The organism is Vibrio halioticoli NBRC 102217, from assembly GCF_000496695.1.
GTDB classification, from domain to species: domain Bacteria; phylum Pseudomonadota; class Gammaproteobacteria; order Enterobacterales; family Vibrionaceae; genus Vibrio; species Vibrio halioticoli.
Genome location: NZ_BAUJ01000021.1, coordinates 1 through 16044 on the forward strand (window position 1 = coordinate 1; position 16044 = coordinate 16044).

Annotated in this window: 13 protein-coding genes; 8 read left to right on the forward strand and 5 right to left on the reverse strand. The window is 43.8% G+C overall.

The window, feature by feature from the left end; all coding sequences use genetic code 11:
* Nucleotides 1-34: 34 nt before the first annotated feature.
* Nucleotides 35-553, reverse strand: coding sequence for a cysteine hydrolase family protein (locus VHA01S_RS08085; RefSeq protein WP_023403871.1), 519 nt, complete (start codon nucleotides 551-553; stop codon nucleotides 35-37).
* Between the two features lie 146 nt (nucleotides 554-699).
* Between VHA01S_RS08085 and VHA01S_RS08090 the strand changes: the two genes are divergently transcribed.
* Entirely contained in the window at nucleotides 700-1614 is a 915-nt protein-coding gene (locus VHA01S_RS08090; protein WP_023403872.1) for a GlxA family transcriptional regulator, read from the forward strand.
* Nucleotides 1615-1656: 42 nt separating this feature from the next.
* Here VHA01S_RS08090 and VHA01S_RS08095 read toward each other — a convergent pair whose 3' ends face one another.
* Nucleotides 1657-2676: a helix-turn-helix transcriptional regulator gene (locus VHA01S_RS08095; RefSeq protein ID WP_039970477.1), complete on the reverse strand. Its 1020-nt coding sequence runs from the start codon at nucleotides 2674-2676 to the stop codon at nucleotides 1657-1659.
* Between the two features lie 130 nt (nucleotides 2677-2806).
* Between VHA01S_RS08095 and VHA01S_RS08100 the strand changes: the two genes are divergently transcribed.
* Nucleotides 2807-4408, forward strand: a complete 1602-nt coding sequence (locus VHA01S_RS08100; RefSeq protein ID WP_023403874.1) for a DNA recombination protein RmuC — start codon at nucleotides 2807-2809, stop codon at nucleotides 4406-4408.
* Nucleotides 4409-4523: 115 nt separating this feature from the next.
* Nucleotides 4524-4985 carry a single-stranded DNA-binding protein gene (gene ssb / locus VHA01S_RS08105; RefSeq protein ID WP_023403875.1) on the forward strand — a complete coding sequence of 154 codons (462 nt, stop codon included), beginning with the start codon at nucleotides 4524-4526 and terminating at the stop codon, nucleotides 4983-4985.
* A gap of 74 nt (nucleotides 4986-5059) precedes the next feature.
* Here the strand turns inward: ssb and VHA01S_RS08110 are convergent, their stop codons facing one another.
* The 3 genes from VHA01S_RS08110 to VHA01S_RS08120 form a co-directional block, all read right to left on the reverse strand.
* Nucleotides 5060-6133, reverse strand: coding sequence for a threonine aldolase family protein (locus VHA01S_RS08110; protein ID WP_023403876.1), 1074 nt, complete (start codon nucleotides 6131-6133; stop codon nucleotides 5060-5062).
* 94 nt (nucleotides 6134-6227) lie between these two features.
* Nucleotides 6228-7871 carry an SgrR family transcriptional regulator gene (locus VHA01S_RS18070; RefSeq protein WP_023403877.1) on the reverse strand — a complete coding sequence of 548 codons (1644 nt, stop codon included), beginning with the start codon at nucleotides 7869-7871 and terminating at the stop codon, nucleotides 6228-6230.
* 116 nt (nucleotides 7872-7987) lie between these two features.
* A complete protein-coding gene (locus tag VHA01S_RS08120; RefSeq protein ID WP_023403878.1) occupies nucleotides 7988-8674 on the reverse strand; it encodes a VV20781 family protein in 687 nt (228 codons plus the stop codon).
* Nucleotides 8675-8872: 198 nt separating this feature from the next.
* Here VHA01S_RS08120 and VHA01S_RS08125 point away from each other — a divergent pair, with 198 nt between their 5' ends.
* From VHA01S_RS08125 to VHA01S_RS08145, 5 genes are all read left to right on the forward strand, one after another.
* Complete coding sequence (locus tag VHA01S_RS08125; RefSeq protein ID WP_039970456.1) at nucleotides 8873-9076, forward strand: hypothetical protein; 204 nt, start codon at nucleotides 8873-8875, stop codon at nucleotides 9074-9076.
* 98 nt (nucleotides 9077-9174) lie between these two features.
* Nucleotides 9175-9750 (forward strand): outer membrane beta-barrel protein, encoded by a 576-nt coding sequence (locus tag VHA01S_RS08130; protein WP_023403879.1) that lies wholly within the window; start codon nucleotides 9175-9177, stop codon nucleotides 9748-9750.
* A 266-nt stretch (nucleotides 9751-10016) separates the two neighbouring features.
* Nucleotides 10017-11237 (forward strand): exonuclease subunit SbcD, encoded by a 1221-nt coding sequence (gene sbcD, locus VHA01S_RS08135; protein WP_039970480.1) that lies wholly within the window; start codon nucleotides 10017-10019, stop codon nucleotides 11235-11237.
* Nucleotides 11234-14974 carry an SbcC/MukB-like Walker B domain-containing protein gene (locus tag VHA01S_RS08140; protein WP_023403881.1) on the forward strand — a complete coding sequence of 1247 codons (3741 nt, stop codon included), beginning with the start codon at nucleotides 11234-11236 and terminating at the stop codon, nucleotides 14972-14974. The genes sbcD and VHA01S_RS08140 overlap by 4 nt, the downstream gene beginning before the upstream one ends.
* 105 nt (nucleotides 14975-15079) lie before the next feature.
* Nucleotides 15080-15967: a PA4780 family RIO1-like protein kinase gene (locus tag VHA01S_RS08145; protein WP_023403882.1), complete on the forward strand. Its 888-nt coding sequence runs from the start codon at nucleotides 15080-15082 to the stop codon at nucleotides 15965-15967.
* Nucleotides 15968-16044: the final 77 nt, after the last annotated feature.

Below are 16044 nucleotides of genomic sequence, written 5' to 3' on the forward strand. Positions count from 1 at the left end.
CTGACAGGGCATTTTTGTCTGTACTTGAGTCAAATCATAATGCTTGTTCGTTCGTGATCAAAGAGACGCGCGTAGACACAGCATGCAATGCGATATTGTGAATCATTTCATTCACAGTGGTTGTACAGTCCATTAAGATCGAAACTTTGTATTTCTCAGCACCTTTGGAAATAGCGGTGTGTGTGACGCAGTTTTGCGTCATCATGCCACAGATCAATAGCTCATCAACTTGGTGTTTTTGCAGTGTTTCTTCAAGAGTGGTCTTTTCGAAACCATCGGCAAAAGATTTAACCACTATGTCTGAATTTGGCGCTAACGCCATGATCTCATGATGAATTTCAGCGCCATGACTGCCTTGATTAAAAAACGGTGCAATGCCCATAGCAGGGTCGGCTATGTGTTGAATATGAATAACAGGGATATTGCTCGCATTTGCTTTGTTGATCGCCTGTTTGATATTGGCAAGGGTTTGCTCGGTGTTCCAAAGAGGGAATTTACCCTCTGCAAAGTAATCATTTTGTAAGTCGATAACTAAAAGTGCTTTCTGGCTCATGCGGTTTCTCCAATTAATTCGTTATGCGTTACGGGATGCTTTCTTGCTTGCTATAAGGAGGCTCATTATAGAAGTGTTGCAGTGAACGCATAACAGTCTAAAATGACATAAACCATGCTAAAAACGACAGTTTGAGATTTTTGCTCATGAAACGGATTTTAATCGGTATCTGCCATTACCCAGATGCTCTGCAATCGGCTATTTATGGCTTGCAAGAGATGTTGCAAATGGCAAACAGTATTTGTGTTGAGCAAGCGCTTGGGATTGAATTTGAATCGGTTATTTTTGATAGTACGCAATTGCCGACGCAAGATTTTAGCGTGATCTTGCTGCCTCCTAGTTTGCATAACCATTACTATATGAATCCAAAGATCGAACTGATTGATTGGCTTAAAACGCAACATTCTCAAGGCAGTATTTTGGCGTCAGCTTGCGCGGGGGCATTTATTCTGGCGAGCACAAATACACTATTAAATAGAAGTGTGACTACCCATTGGGGCTTGTCAGATTTGTTTAAGCAGCAATTTCCTGATGCTTGTTTGAATATCAATGAGATCCTTATCGACCATGGTGATGTTATTAGCGCTGGTGGCATGATGTCGTGGCTTGATCTTGGTTTTGAATTGGTCACCAAATACACCTCGGTCGGTGTCATGCGTCAATTGGGTAAGAGGTTAGTGGTAGATACTGCGCCAAGAGAGCAGCGTTTTTATCAACAATTTAATCCCTCGTTTTCACACGCAGATAAGGGGATTATTGCTGTTCAGCAAACAATGAATGTGCGTTTTGCTGAGCCACTGCCGATCAAATGGCTTGCTGAGCAAGCCAACCTTACGGAGCGAACACTGCAAAGACGGTTTTTAAAAGCAACTGGCTATAACCCTAATCAATATTTACAGCGGCTTAGAGTACAAAAGGCCTGTGATCTCTTGGAAAGTACATATTATTCTTTTGACTGGATTGCCAATCAAGTGGGATATGAAGATAGCAATGCGTGTCGCAAAGTGTTTATTAAAACCATGGGACTTACGCCCAGAGAGTTTCGTGCTCGCTTTAATTAGGGTGTACTTAAAGTAAATTTACGTGGTAGCTAGATCCTTCGTTTATTGATCCTCTTTCTTTTGATACTTAGCCAGTGCGCTATTTAAGTTGTCGATCACTTTGTCGCGGATTTTTTGCGGTGAAACGACTTCAATTACGTTCGCATTTTTCATTAACCACCATTCAAAACCCAGACTATCGCGAACTTTAGCCCTGATAGTGGTGATTTTATTATCTTTATAGACGATTTGTTGACACGTGGAGAGCTTAGTTTCTTCTATTAAGTGCAGTCCGGCGTAGTTATCAATATTCAGTTTGACTTCGATAAACTCACCACCAGAAAAGTGCGGTACATTACGTTGAATGTATTGTTTCGCATTAAAGGTTTTGTGCGCATCTTGCAGGCTAAAGCCCAGTTTTAGCTGCTTGATTCGATGAATGGCAAAGGTTCTGTATTCGTTCGTACCTTCTTTGGTCGCAATAAGATAGAAACTGCGCCCATGCAGTACGATCCCTAAAGGCTCGACGCTGTACTCTTGAGTGTGGCTATGCCCACGTTTTTGATAGGTTAAATGTAAGCCGCGTTTATCAATAATCGCTTGTTCAATGTCATCAATAAACGACTCATCAAATTGAGGCGAAGTTAGCTGAAATTCAATCGGAGAGTAGGTAAAGCGCTCCTTCCATAGCTCCGTTCTTTTATCCAGTGCCGTGTTGCTGGTGCTGATGAGGTTGGCGACTTCTTTGCGCATGGTCGGTGGCAACATCTGCAACACTTCATGCTCAATAATTTTCAGTGATAACACGCTGCTCATTGCCGAAGGGTTTATCGGATGAGGATGACCTTGGGCGATCTTAATTTGATGAGGGCGAGTGTCGGTGTTGATGTCTACGGAATAGTAATCGCTAGCAACTTTTGCAATGACCCTTTGCACGGTTTTCATTTGGCTTTTGTCATCAAGGGCCGAATCGAGTAATTCGTGTGAGAGCAACATTTGCTTAAGCTCTAAACTGGTGACATGTGCCGGGTGGCAAGGAATGTTTTGCAATACCAACTGATAACGTTCAAATGTTTTCGACACTGTGATTACCTGATCATCCACGAAAGAGAATAATTGTACATTAAGAGACACTTTTTGTCTCTATATCAGGCATAATAGAGCAAAGTATTCAGTATATGCTCAGCATAGCTCTTTGATTCAAGGAAACACCATGAACTTAACGTACGTGATATTTGGCTTAGTGTTAGTGATAGCCTGCGCAATATCATATTGGTTGGCCAATCGCACACAAGCACAGCTGAAATTGGAGCTTGAGCTTGCCAATGCTGAACTGGCAAACCAAACCGAATTTGCCAAAGGTTATCAGCAAAAACTAGAACAAGCACAAGAAGAAAACGGTGATTTGGAAGTGCGCTGTGCACAACTGGGCTCAGAGATGCAGGCGCTGCGCGTGTCAGAGCATTCGTATCGCAAGCAGTTGACTGAAAAAGAGCATCTGCTGCGTCAAGCTACGCAAGCTCTCGGGCAATCCCAAGTCGCGGAAAGCTCGGCAAGCGCAAGTTTAAAAGCGAAGCACGAACAGTTACTGGCGCAAAGTGAGCGTGCGTTAGCCCTCAATAGTGAACTGAAAGAGCTGAATGAGAAGTACTCCATCGCAAGTGGAAAAATTGCTGAGCTGCATACCGAAATGGACACTAAAGAGGTGCATTTCAAAGCGCAAATTGAGCTGTTAAAAGAGAATAAACAAGAGTTAAGTAAAGAGTTTGAACGGTTAGCCAATGAAATTTTAGAGCGTAAAGGCAAGGCGTTTAAAGAGCTAAATACTGAAAGCATGAGCTCAATTTTAAATCCGATTCATCAAGAGCTTAGAGGCTTTAAAAACAAAGTTGAAGATATTCACAGCAAAGAAAGTGAACAGCGTGTTCAGCTTCGCACCGAATTGCAAAACTTGCAAAAGCTAAACCGTGAGATCACCGACCAAGCCGATAAACTGACTACTGCTCTAAAAGGCGAGAAGAAAGTGCAGGGCAATTGGGGTGAGTTGATGCTGGAAAATGTATTGGACAACTCAGGGCTTAGATTAGGCACAGATTACAAGCGTGAAGTGAGTATAGACAGCGAAGAAGGGCGTTTTAGACCCGATGCCATTGTTTACCTTCCGCAGAAGAAACACTTGGTTATTGATGCCAAAACATCACTGAACGCTTATACAAGGTATGTGAATTCAGAAGATGTTGCAGAGCGAGAAATTGCGTTGCGTGAACATGCTAGCGCAGTACGCGATCGCATTAATGAGTTGTCGGCCAAGGAATACAGCAAATTGCCCGGCATTAACTCACCGGAAGTGGTGGTGATGTTTATTCCAATTGAATCGGCTTATGTTGAAGCGCTGAAAGCCGATCCTAACTTGTTCCAATCGGCATTGGAAAAAAACATTTTAGTGGCAACACCTACCACACTACTGACCAGTTTAAACATAGTTCGTCAGTTGTGGCGCTTTGAAGAGCAAAACAAACACACCGCTGAATTGGCTAACCGCGCCGAGAAGTTTTATACCAAGCTGAATACCTTTTTGAACTCAATGGAGGGTGTCGGTAAGCAACTTGATAAAGCCAAAGAGACTTACGATCGAGCGTTGGGGCAGTTACATACCGGTAAAGGCAACTTAATCAAACAAGCGTCCGAGTTTAAAGAATTAGGCGTTGCAGTGACCCGTGAATTGCCGAGCGAGTTGGTAGAAAAAGCCAATTTAGAGCTTGAGTATCACACGCCAAGCCCTGATTTTACAGTGATTGAGCACAATCAAGGCTAGGTTTTGTAATAAGCGCTGTAACGGCAAAAAATAACAACCACTATACTAAAAGCTATTGTCTATGAAGCGGTAGCAGTCACTCATATTGGGTAAATGAAACAATTAAGGAATCAAAATGGCATCACGCGGCGTAAATAAAGTCATCATTTTAGGTAATCTTGGGACTGATCCTGAGTTAAGGCATTTTCCAAATGGTAATGCAGTAGCCAATTTTACAGTAGCGACCTCTGAAACATGGCAGGATAAAGCGACGGGTCAACAGCGAGAAAAAACAGAATGGCACCGTATCTCGGTGATGGGAAAACTAGCCGAAATTGCTGGAAATCACCTGCGAAAAGGTTCACAAGTGTACATTGAAGGTCAGCTGCAAACTCGTAAATGGCAAGACAAATCAGGCCAAGAACGTTACACAACTGAAATTGTGGTACAAGGCTTCAACGGCACAATGCAAATGTTAGGCTCTCGCCAACAAGGCGAATCAAGTCAACACTCACCAAACCAACCACAACAAAACACACCGAATAATCAAAACCAGTTTACGCCAAACACTGACGATTACGACGATATCCCGTTTTAGGTGGTGCGGGGTCAGGTCTTGAAATTTGCATGCCGCTTGCGGCATGCAAATTTCAAGACCTGACCCCGCAATGGCTACGCTTTCGCGTTTAACCAATCTAAAATGGAGAGTATGCGTTGGTCATCTAGGTTTAGTAGGGTGTCGCCTACGTAGATTTCGACTAGTGATTGGTTTGGGTGTCCGGTGACTTGCGGGAAGCCTAGCCAAACTTTTTCTTCCATTGCCAACTGGTCGCGTATTTGTAGCGCTGTTTTTTGATCAAACGGCAAGATCAGATGCAGCATATTTGCTTGTGGCTCGCTTGGATTTAAAGTGAATTTTGGGTAGCGGGCAATCAAAGAGTACAGCTGTTTAGTGCGTTCAAATAGCGCGGGCATTTGTGCCAGTCTTTGATCAAATTGCATGGCTGCCGAGACAATATAAGGGCTACGGTGAATTACATTGCCCCCTTGTCGTTGCATCCAGCGACTTGCTCGTTTAATAAACGCTTGATCGCCAAGTAAGATTGCGCCGCCTAATCCGCCTAGCCCTTTGTATAAAGAAACGTAAGCAGTATTAAAACCTGCGCTGATTTCGTGATAAGGTTTTTGGTAGTAAGCCGCTGATTCCCAAAGCCTCGCGCCATCCATATGCAGATGAATGTTATTGGTTTGGCAATGATTCTTGATTTTTTCAAGCTCTTGCCACGCAAGCAGTTGTCCACCAATTTCGCGCATTGGCAACTCGTACAATACCGCGGCTAATTCATCTGGGTAGTTTTCAAGGTCGTCAACGGTCCAAGGTTGGTATCGATTACCTAGCGGAGCAACAGTAAAGCGTTGTTGCAGTTGATAGTTTTGATTTTCGTGGCGCACGATATGACTGCTCTCATGCATGCCAACTAAAGGGTTACGTTTGCTTCGGCAAACAAGATCTAATGCGGTGACTTGCGCAAGGGTGCCGGTCATTACAAACAACCCAGCCTCATAACCTAACAGCTTGGCGATTTTCTGTTCAAAGCTTTGAATCAGCTCTCCCGTACCGTAAACATCGTGCTCAACGTTGTTTTCTTTACACCATGTTGCCATTTGTGCGTACATTTCGGCCGGCGTTGGATCGCGGTGACCATAAAGAATGGTGTCGCATTGATTACGTAGATTTTGTGTCATGGGAACAATCCTTTGCTTGTGATGGGATGGGGTCAGGTCTTGAAATTTGCACCGCCAAAGGCGATGCAAATTTCAAGACCTGACCCCGCAATAATTATGTTCGGTGATCGAACCAAATTGTAGAGAGGTTCATGAAGCCTAAGCCGTTGACATCTGTGCCTCTTAGGCTTTGATGGCTTTTGAATGAAATGGATTTTGTCCAAAGAGGGACAATTCTGTTTTGTTCGATATAGCGGCGTTCTAGTTGCGCCAATATATCTTGAATATTGTCACTTTTTTGCACTTCAGACTGCCATTGCTGACGTTTAAAAGGTGTCAGTAGATTCACCGCAGGTTCACTCAATAGCATCCAGTAGTAATGATCTAATATCGAATCTTGGCCGACGAGAAAATCATTGATCCACAATTCAGCTTTACTGAGTTCTTCAACATACTCAATTTGCACCCCAAGTTCTGTGAAACGATGCCACATATGATGAAAATCTTGATGATTGTGCGCTAAGATCTTGATGGAATGTGGCAGGGCAACTTTTAACTCTGAGTCATTGTCGATAATGCAAAGCGGTGTTTTACTGGGTTGGAATAGGTAACAACACAGGTGATGCGTTTCTTGGTAGTGACTAAGTAATACCTGACGGCAGACACGCGCAATGGCGTTACGGCTGTTGTTGTCCAGTCTGTGGCTCAAACATAAGCTCTTGGTGCCAAGTTGAGAGGTGTGAATCCCTTCTTGTGCTTGGGACTTAGTATCCAGCTCTTCGTATTCAAACAGATGGCCGATAGAGGTTTTATTGGTTCTGATCACATGCCAAAAATCGGCTTTGCGTAGAATGCCGTGCTGAGCAAAATACTGGGTGTTCTTTTGCAAACTCCAGTGATCGGTTTTGCGATTTCCCCAGTAATAAGGCCCACTGCCGTATGGATACTCAGGCTCACTTGGGTTGTCTAAAAATATAGCTGCATGAATATCGGCTAAGGTATGCAAAAAGATAGGATCATCATAATTTAAGGTGATCGAGACCCACTGCATGTCAATCTCAATCTCTTTGATGCATTGATACAGCTCGTTGGCTAAAACAGATTCTTCGGTATGCGCAAGTAATGACGATTTAACATGTTCTGGTGATAGCAATACGCCATTGTGAAAATACACATCCGGGCGAATGCGAAAATAGTAGGTAAGACCTTCTTGATAAAACTGATGTGCAAGATGAGGTTGAAAGGTTTGTGTGGCATCATCAAATTTAATCAAGGTATCGAATAACACCGTCACATACATGCCTGCGTGACGATCTTGCATATACATAGGATGACAAAGGGGCAGGGTATAGGGTACCAGTGAAACCAGTTCATCAGAGCGATCACTGCCACTGGATAGTTCCGCTATCCAATCTGGAAGATGCTGTTTAAATACCGTTTGGTACTGAAAAATATCGGCGTAACGAGAGGCTTCGTTAAGCTCTCCCTTAGCGACATAATCTTTAATCACATCACACAGTACTTCATGAAAAGATCGCTTTACTTGCAGTTGAGTTTTAATGCCACGTCCACGACCGGGTATCCAATCTATCCAACCTAACTCACGTAGGTTTTTCATGGTTTTCGCGACATTTCGCGTCGAACATGACATAACTTGCGCCAATGTTTGGCTGTCTACGATAGTGGATTCTGTGCCGAAAAATCGATCCAGTTGTTTAAGACGGTTTAGATGAATAGTGCTGCTGGTTTTTTCGGTCATTATTACTAACTTAAGGTGAACAAAAAAGATGAACTATTAATACAATAGTTCATCTATTATTAGGATCAATACAAGATGTATTACCTGAACCAATTGATCGCGCTATTTACTAGCGATTAATCGTTCTTTGGTCTCCAGCTTAATGCACTTGCAATACTACCTACTACGATAGTGTCACGTTGATCTTGAGTGAGTTCAGGAAGCATTTGGATGCTGATTGAACCGTTAGCTTGGGTTGCTGCCACTTCTTTTCCGTCAATTTTGAAGCTGTAACCTAGAGGTTCGCCGGCTTCAAATGCAGAACCTTGCGCTTTTTTAACTGCAGCAAGTTGGATTTTAACGCCGTTTACACTTACAAAGCCTTCTTCTTTGCTTGCGCCCATCAAGCTGTGCTCTTCAGTGATTTCGTAAGAACCTACAGTTTTTCCATCTTGGGTAATATCACATTTGAATGGCTTACTACCGGAGAAATCAATACCGCCTAAGCTTAGGTTAGACTGTTCGCCAGTACATTGTAGTTTCCAATGTTTACCCGTTTTGCTATCAAGCTCAGCCATCATGCCGCCTTTGCTTGAACCCACAACGCCAAACCAGCTAGATTTTGATGAATCACGAGTAAAGCGACCACTATATTGTTCAGCGACTTTAAATGAGCCTTCGTCGCCGAAACCGCCAAATTTACCGTCAACAGTGACAGGAAGAACAGGCTGTGCATTGACTGCGTCTGACTTAACCATAATCGCAGTAGAGGCACAACCAAACAGGCTGCTTGCTACAAGTAGACCTAACGTTAACTTTTTCATAGTGTTCCTAAATTATTCCATTGATGACCTCACTATATGAAAGGCTTATAAATTAAAAGAGGAAGAGTACCAGCAATGGAGTTCTGGTTTTAAAGTGAGCAGTTACCCTTTTATTTGATAGTAAGCTCCCAGAATTACAGCAAGAAATATTAGCAATAGTAGAATAGGGTGAGTGTAATCCCTTATATAGAGGCGAATGTGGATTACCTTTTCAACTCTAGCCATGACGCAGAAGAGCAAGCACGTCATGCGGTATATACCTTGGTAGCGCTTGAATGGCTGAGCATCGCGTCAATATTGAAACCATTGTTTGAGCATATATCGAGGCGTTGTTTGGCTTTGGATAAAGAAGACTCGCTATGCCAATGGCTTCGGTTAATCAACTGGGTTTATATTGAGTGAAATAAATAAAAGTGGAACTTGGGTAATATCACTGTTCGCTTTTTAAGTGTGATTCACGTCGTATACTTTTTTGCATTGAAGTTATAGGAGAAATCACAATGAAAAATTTCAAGTGGGCTATTTTAGGTGTTGCGTTAGTAGCGGGCTATGCGAGCGCAAGCGAAGCGAATTCTACAACAAGTTCTGATGCAGGCTTTTTCTCCGGTATCACTCTTGGTGCGGGTTACGCAAATGATAGTAACATTCAAGGTCAAACTTTAGATGGATACACTATTTACTCTCGTGGTTATCTGGTGCCGTCGTTAAAAGACTACTTGTTTACTGATTTCCGTTGGTCTCATACAACAGATGATGTACCTGTAAGTGCGACACAAGCAGGTGCTTTGATAACTAATAAATATGACTTAGAACGCTATCAAGCAAGTATCGGTGTTGATTATCCGTTCCAAGCAACGCAAAGCATTACCATTAAACCTTACCTAACAGCCGGTTGGGCGTGGGATACACTGAAAATTGCTTCTCAAAAAGGTCATGACAACGGTATGGTTGGCGCATTGGGTCTTGAAACTCAATTCGGTCAACATGTGGTTACAGATCTTGGCTATTCAGAGCAATTCTCTGGTGATTTGAAAGCCAATCAATTCATGCTTGATGTCGGTTACAAGTTCAAATAACCTCTCGTTTTAAGCCTGAAATAACAAAATTTACAGCCCCCAAATACTGAGGTATTTGGGGGCTTTTCTATATTGTGCGTTTTTGTGCCATGTAACCTGTAGGTAATCGATTAACGATTGAGAAGCGTTAGCGGGTCATTTATTATCTAAAACTAGCCAATGCTGCAATCGTATCTAGATTTCGTATTTAAGTATCAGTTACGTTTGTTGCTTTAGGCCCTGATATGGATATCTGGCACTTAAACCACTCTTACTCGTTGGTCTTAATGAAAATATTGCACACCTCTGATTGGCATCTTGGCCAAAACTTCTTCACCAAAACTCGTCTTTTTGAACATCAACAGTTTATTAAATGGCTACTTGAAACCGTTCAGTCGGAGCAAGTCGATTGCGTAATTATCGCCGGTGACGTATTCGATACGGGCACGCCGCCCAGTTACGCCCGTGAATTGTACAACCACTTTGTGGTGCAGATGCATAGCTTGAACTGTCAATTGGTGGTGCTTGGTGGCAACCATGATTCTGTTGCCATGCTCAATGAATCCAAACAACTGTTAAAGCAATTGCACACCCAAGTAGTCGCCAGTGCCAGTGAAGATGACACTATTTTAGAGCTAAAAAACGCGCAAGGAACAACTGGCGCAATTTTGTGTGCGGTGCCTTTTATTCGCCCAAGAGATGTGCTGAAAAGTATTGCCGGCGAGTCAGGCGCAGACAAACAAAAAGCGCTAGGTGAGGCAATCAAAGGACATTACGCTAACTTGTACCAACAAGCGCTTCAACTTCGCCAAGCACAAGGCTTGCAAGTGCCGATCATTGCCACCGGGCATTTGACTGCACTAGGTGTCAGCCAGTCAGAGTCGGAGCGAGATATTTACATTGGCTCGTTAGACGGTTTTGCCGCAGATGGTTTTCCCCCTGCAGACTATATTGCGCTAGGGCATATTCATCGACCACAAAAAGTGGCAAAAACTGAACACATTCGATATAGCGGTTCACCTATTTTCCTCAGCTTTGACGAACTTAAATCAGACAAACAAGTGCTGCTAGTAGAATTTACCTTAGACAAATTAAGCCACATTGAAAGTAAAGCCGTACCCAGTTTTCAAGCCATGTACAGCTTAAAAGGCGATCTTGTTAGCCTAGAACAGCAAATCAATCAGTTAGTTATCCCTGACGAGCAAAGCGTATGGCTTTCTATTGAAGTTGAAGTGCAAGATTATCTGAGTGATTTACAGCAAGCGGTGCAAAAGCTGATTGGTGAGCGCAATATTGAAGTATTGCAATTGCGCCGCTCTCGCAAGCAAAAACAGCGCACCTTGTCGCAACAAAAATCAGAAACCTTATCGGAATTAACCCCGATGGAAGTATTTAAAAAGCGTTTAGATATTGAAGATTTTGCTGATGAAAAAGACCAAGCACGCGCAAAGCGCATGACCAGTAAATTTCAACAAATCGCGCTTGAAGTGCAGCAGGAAAGCAAATGAAAATACTGAGTCTCACCTTTGAAAATTTAAACTCTTTAAAAGGCAAATGGCACATAGATTTCACCTCCGATGCCTTTGTTGAAAGCGGTTTATTTGCCATTACTGGCCCAACTGGGGCCGGAAAAACCACCATTTTAGATGCCATTTGTTTAGCCATTTATCATGAAACTCCACGTCTTGGTGGGATCTCCACCAGCAATAATGAAATCATGACCCGAGGCTGCGCCAGTTGTAGCGCGGAAGTGGAGTTTGAAGTTAAAGGTAAGGCGTACCGCGCTCATTGGAGCATGCGCCGCTCTCGCAATAAGGCTGATGGCAACTTACAACCCGCTACGGTCGAATTGGCTGAGGTGGAGTCGGGGACAATTATTGCCGACAAGGTGAAAACCAAATTAGATCAGGTGAATAGCATTACCGGTTTAGATTTTGCGCGCTTCACTAAATCTATGATGTTATCGCAAGGGCAGTTTGCCGCCTTTTTAAATACAGATGCCAATAAACGTGCTGAATTGCTTGAAGAGCTAACTGGCACTGAAGTGTATGGATTGATCTCAGCACGTATTCACGATAGCTATAGTCAGGCGAAAATAACGCTCGATCAATTACACGCCAGAGCCGATGGTGTTGCACTATTATCTCCAGAACAGCTTGAAGAATTGCACGATCAATCAAAGCAACTGACCGAGAGCAGTGACAAGCAGCAGAAGCTATTAACTTTGCACCAACAGCAGCAGCAGTGGTGGCTCGAGAAAAATAAGTTACAACAAAACGTGACAGTGCAACAAAGCGCGTTAGAGGTAGCAACTGTCGCGCACAACGCACTGCAACCACAGCGAGAGAAACTGCAACGCAGCCTACCTGCCGAACGAATGCGAGCGGACTATGAACTATGGAACAGTGCGCAACTTGAGCAAACCCGTATTGCTGAGCAGCTGCAAACGCAAACAGCACAGCTTGGTTTACAGCAAGACGCCCTGCAACCCTTGCAGGCCGCAGCGCAGAGCTCAGAGCACAGGTTACAACAGGCAAGGCAAGCGCAAACATCATTGCGCGAGTTGATCCAGCAACAAGTGGTGCCGATTGATACCCGACTGCATGAGCTGCGAAAATCTCTTGTTCAGCAACAACAAAAAACAAAGCAAGTAGACAGCGCAGTTAAACAGCTAAACGATAGAAAAGGCAAACTAGAGACTGAAAAACAACTGACTCAGCAGTCACTTGAAAAAGGTCAGGCGTATTTAAAAGCCAATGCTAGCGACGCTATGTTGCAAAGTAAACTGGCTTTGTGGCAACAAAAACATCAGCAGCGTATGGAGGCGAGTCAAAAGGCAGATCAAGCAGAACGGCTTGCCAAGCAACTGACGATACAAAGTAATGATAAACGTGCCGCGTTAAGTCAGAAAAAGGCTCAAGAACAACAGTTAACTAAAGAATTAGGCACTTTTGAGCAGGCGTTTAATACCGCGCAGCAGCAACTTGATGAATTACTAAAACAAGGTGATGAGTCGTCTCTTTTAACTCAGTTGCAGTCATTGCAAAATAATCACCCGAACTATCTGAAATTAGAGCAAGGCAATAGCCTGTATTTAGACACGCTAAAAGAGCGTGCACAGCTTGTTAGTTCGATTGCTGAGCAGCGTTTGAGCCTAGATGCACAAACACAAAAAGTATCACAACTTCGTCGCGACCTTACTTTGTGTGAGCAAAGCATTGCCGACATTAATAAGCTGTTAGCCCAAGAAAGTGAATTGGCTAAATATCGCGCCCAGCTTAATGAGCATCAGGCGTGTCCGCTGTGTGGCTCTATGGATCATCCTGCATTAGTAAGTAAAGACAATGCCGATAATGATGTGCTGGCGCTCGGTCAACGCTTAACGCAGGCTCAATCTCGTTTTACAGATCTCAACAATGCCTATAAGCAGCAAGAGACTCAGCTAAATACTGTAAGCAGTCACTTGCAACACAGCGCTGAACAAGAGCAGCGGCTAACCAACAAATGCGCTGAGCTAGAGCAGCGTTGGCAGAGCTTCACCACGTCATTAGGTTTAGCAATTGATTTGGGTGATGAGCAAGCGGTCACGCAGTTAATGGAGCGAAATAAAGCGCAACAAAACGCGATTAATCAACAGCTTAATGCGCTAGTCGCACTGCAAAAAAATGCCGACCAAGCTAAGCAAACACTGCATACGCAGCAAAGTGCACTGGCCGATGTTAGGCGCGCTCTTGATAGTGAGCAAAGTGCATTAACGTTAATTGATAGTAAATCAGACGCGGCAAGCAAAGAGTTCACACAGTGGCATGAGGCGAGCGTGTTATGCACTAAGCAGCTAACCAATGAAATTCAAGAAGCCGGTTTTGATTTTGCCAATCTGTACGTAAATGACGACATAAATGAACAAGCAAATGAACAAGCAAATACGCATGCAAACGACTGGTTTGAGCAAAAGCATCGCGACCTAAGCTTGTGGAATCAAACGCTTGAGCAAACCCGCTCAGCTGAGCAGTTGCAAGCTCAACTGCAAACGCAAATCAATGCCGTACTTGAATCAATACAAACCAACACGGTTTCGGCAACTAATGAACAAGCGCGCTTACAGCAAATGCAATCACAGCTGAGCGAGGATGAAACGCAAAGACGCGCTTTATTTGGCGATAAGTCTAGCAGTGAAGAGTCGGAGAAAATGCGCCTACAGCTTGAAGCGTGTGAGTTGGCTTGCAGTCAGGCTCGCACAGAACGTGATAGCGCTTTAGAGAGGGTAACGAAACTTTCTGGGCAACTAGATACCATGAAAGCGCAACATACTCAGCTAACGGCAGACGTTAAAAACAAAAGTGAGATTTGGCAGAGTCAACTTGGGCAAAGCCCATTTGTTGATGTAAGCGAATTTAAAAATGCGCTCTTGTCAGAACAAGAAAGAGACACGCTGGCAGATGAAATTGAGCGCAGTAATCACGCCCTTGAAAATGCAAAAACGTTACTGAACAGCGCGCAGTCATCTTTAGCCTCACATCAAGGTCAATTTGAGCAAGCCGCATTAGAAAATGAACAATGGACTACTCTTTCACAAGCCGAAATTGAGTCCGTCATTGCCGAGCTTAGTACGCAAGTGGAACAGACGTTAAAAAGGCAAGGTGAGCTATCGCAACAGCTGATTAGCGATCAGAGCAATCGAGAGCGATTAAAAGATCTTATCGCTGAAATTGACGCCTTTGAACAAGAGTTTAGCGATATTTCGCACCTTAATTCGCTGGTGGGCTCAGCCAAAGGCGATAAATTTAGAAAGTTTGCACAAGGTTTAACCCTTGAGAATCTGGTGTATTTAGCCAATAAACACTTAACTCGTTTTCACGGCCGCTATGAGTTACAACGCAAATCCGATGATGGCCTGTCCCTACAAGTGATTGATACCTGGCAAGGCGATACTGAGCGAGATACCAAAACTTTATCTGGTGGTGAAAGCTTCTTAGTCAGTCTGGCGTTGGCACTGGCGTTATCCGATTTAGTCAGCCACAAAACCAGTATTGATTCTTTATTCTTGGATGAAGGCTTTGGCACATTGGACGCTGAAACCTTAGACATGGCGCTTGATGCACTAGACAATTTGAACGCATCTGGAAAAATGATCGGTGTGATCAGCCACGTTGAAGCGATGAAAGAGCGCATTCCATTGCAAATCAAAGTCTCTAAACGTAGCGGGCTTGGAGTCAGTGCCCTTGAGCGTGAGTTTGCAGCGTAAAGTAAGTGTATAAGCAAGCGCACAAGGAAAGACAAATACAGCAGTTCTAGCTTTTATATCAAGGTTAATATGTCATATGTAACATAACTGCTGTATAAAGGCGCCATGAAGATACCTAAGAGAATACAGCCTTTAGTTGACGATGGTTTAGTTGACGAGGTGAAAAGCCAGTTAATGAGTGGCAAAGAAGCGTCAGTGTACATTGTGCGCTGTGGCGAGACAATTCGTTGTGCCAAGGTGTATAAGGAAATCAGCCAACGTAGCTTTAAAAAAGCCGCTGCCTATCGTGAAGGTCGTAAGGTGCGCAACAGTCGCCGCGCCAGAGCGATGGAGAAAGGCTCGGGTTTTGGTCGCGATCAACAAGAAAAAGTGTGGCAAAACGCCGAAGTGGATGCCCTGTATAAACTGGCGGCCGCAGGCGTAAGAGTGCCGCAGCCCTTTGGCTGTTTTGATGGCGTGCTGTTAATGGAGCTTGTCACAGACGACGAAGGCTATGTTGCGCCTCGCTTAAATGATGTGTTGATGTCAGAAGAGCAAGCCATTGAAGATCATCTAGTAATGATGAGCTACGTGGTGAAAATGCTATGCGTAGGTTTGATTCATGGCGATTTATCAGAATTTAATGTGTTAGTTGATGAATACGGGCCAGTGATTATCGATTTACCGCAAGCGGTGGACGCATCCGCCAATAACAACGCTGAATGGATGCTTACGCGAGATATTAATAACATTCGTGATTATTATGCGCAATTTGCCCCGCAACTTGCCCAGACAGAATACGCCAAAGAAATTTGGTCACTGTTTGAAAAGGGCGAGTTAAAGCCTGACAGTGAGCTAAGCGGCACATATCAGGAAGTGGAAACGGCGGCGGATATTGACATTATCATGCAAGAAATTGACGCCGCGCGCGCCGCAGAGCTTGAACGCAGAGAGCGCGCGAAAGAAGCCAGTGAAGGCATAGACGATAGTAAGTTTAACTGGTCTGAGTCTTAATTGGTTTTTTTATTACTAGCACTATGAATGTAGCCCTGTCATCGCTTTATTAGAGTCTGTGATAGGGCTATTTTTGA

Bases quoted from the DNA above. Each gene is read 5' to 3' on its own strand.
- VHA01S_RS08085 (WP_023403871.1), bottom strand. From the start codon at position 553: ATGAGCCAGAAAGCACTTTTAGTTATCGACTTACAAAATGATTACTTT.
- VHA01S_RS08090 (WP_023403872.1), top strand. From the start codon at position 700: ATGAAACGGATTTTAATCGGTATCTGCCATTACCCAGATGCTCTGCAA.
- VHA01S_RS08100 (WP_023403874.1), top strand. From the start codon at position 2,807: ATGAACTTAACGTACGTGATATTTGGCTTAGTGTTAGTGATAGCCTGC.
- ssb (WP_023403875.1), top strand. From the start codon at position 4,524: ATGGCATCACGCGGCGTAAATAAAGTCATCATTTTAGGTAATCTTGGG.
- VHA01S_RS08110 (WP_023403876.1), bottom strand. From the start codon at position 6,133: ATGACACAAAATCTACGTAATCAATGCGACACCATTCTTTATGGTCAC.
- VHA01S_RS18070 (WP_023403877.1), bottom strand. From the start codon at position 7,871: ATGACCGAAAAAACCAGCAGCACTATTCATCTAAACCGTCTTAAACAA.
- VHA01S_RS08120 (WP_023403878.1), bottom strand. From the start codon at position 8,674: ATGAAAAAGTTAACGTTAGGTCTACTTGTAGCAAGCAGCCTGTTTGGT.
- VHA01S_RS08130 (WP_023403879.1), top strand. From the start codon at position 9,175: ATGAAAAATTTCAAGTGGGCTATTTTAGGTGTTGCGTTAGTAGCGGGC.
- sbcD (WP_039970480.1), top strand. From the start codon at position 10,017: ATGAAAATATTGCACACCTCTGATTGGCATCTTGGCCAAAACTTCTTC.
- VHA01S_RS08140 (WP_023403881.1), top strand. From the start codon at position 11,234: ATGAAAATACTGAGTCTCACCTTTGAAAATTTAAACTCTTTAAAAGGC.
- VHA01S_RS08145 (WP_023403882.1), top strand. From the start codon at position 15,080: ATGAAGATACCTAAGAGAATACAGCCTTTAGTTGACGATGGTTTAGTT.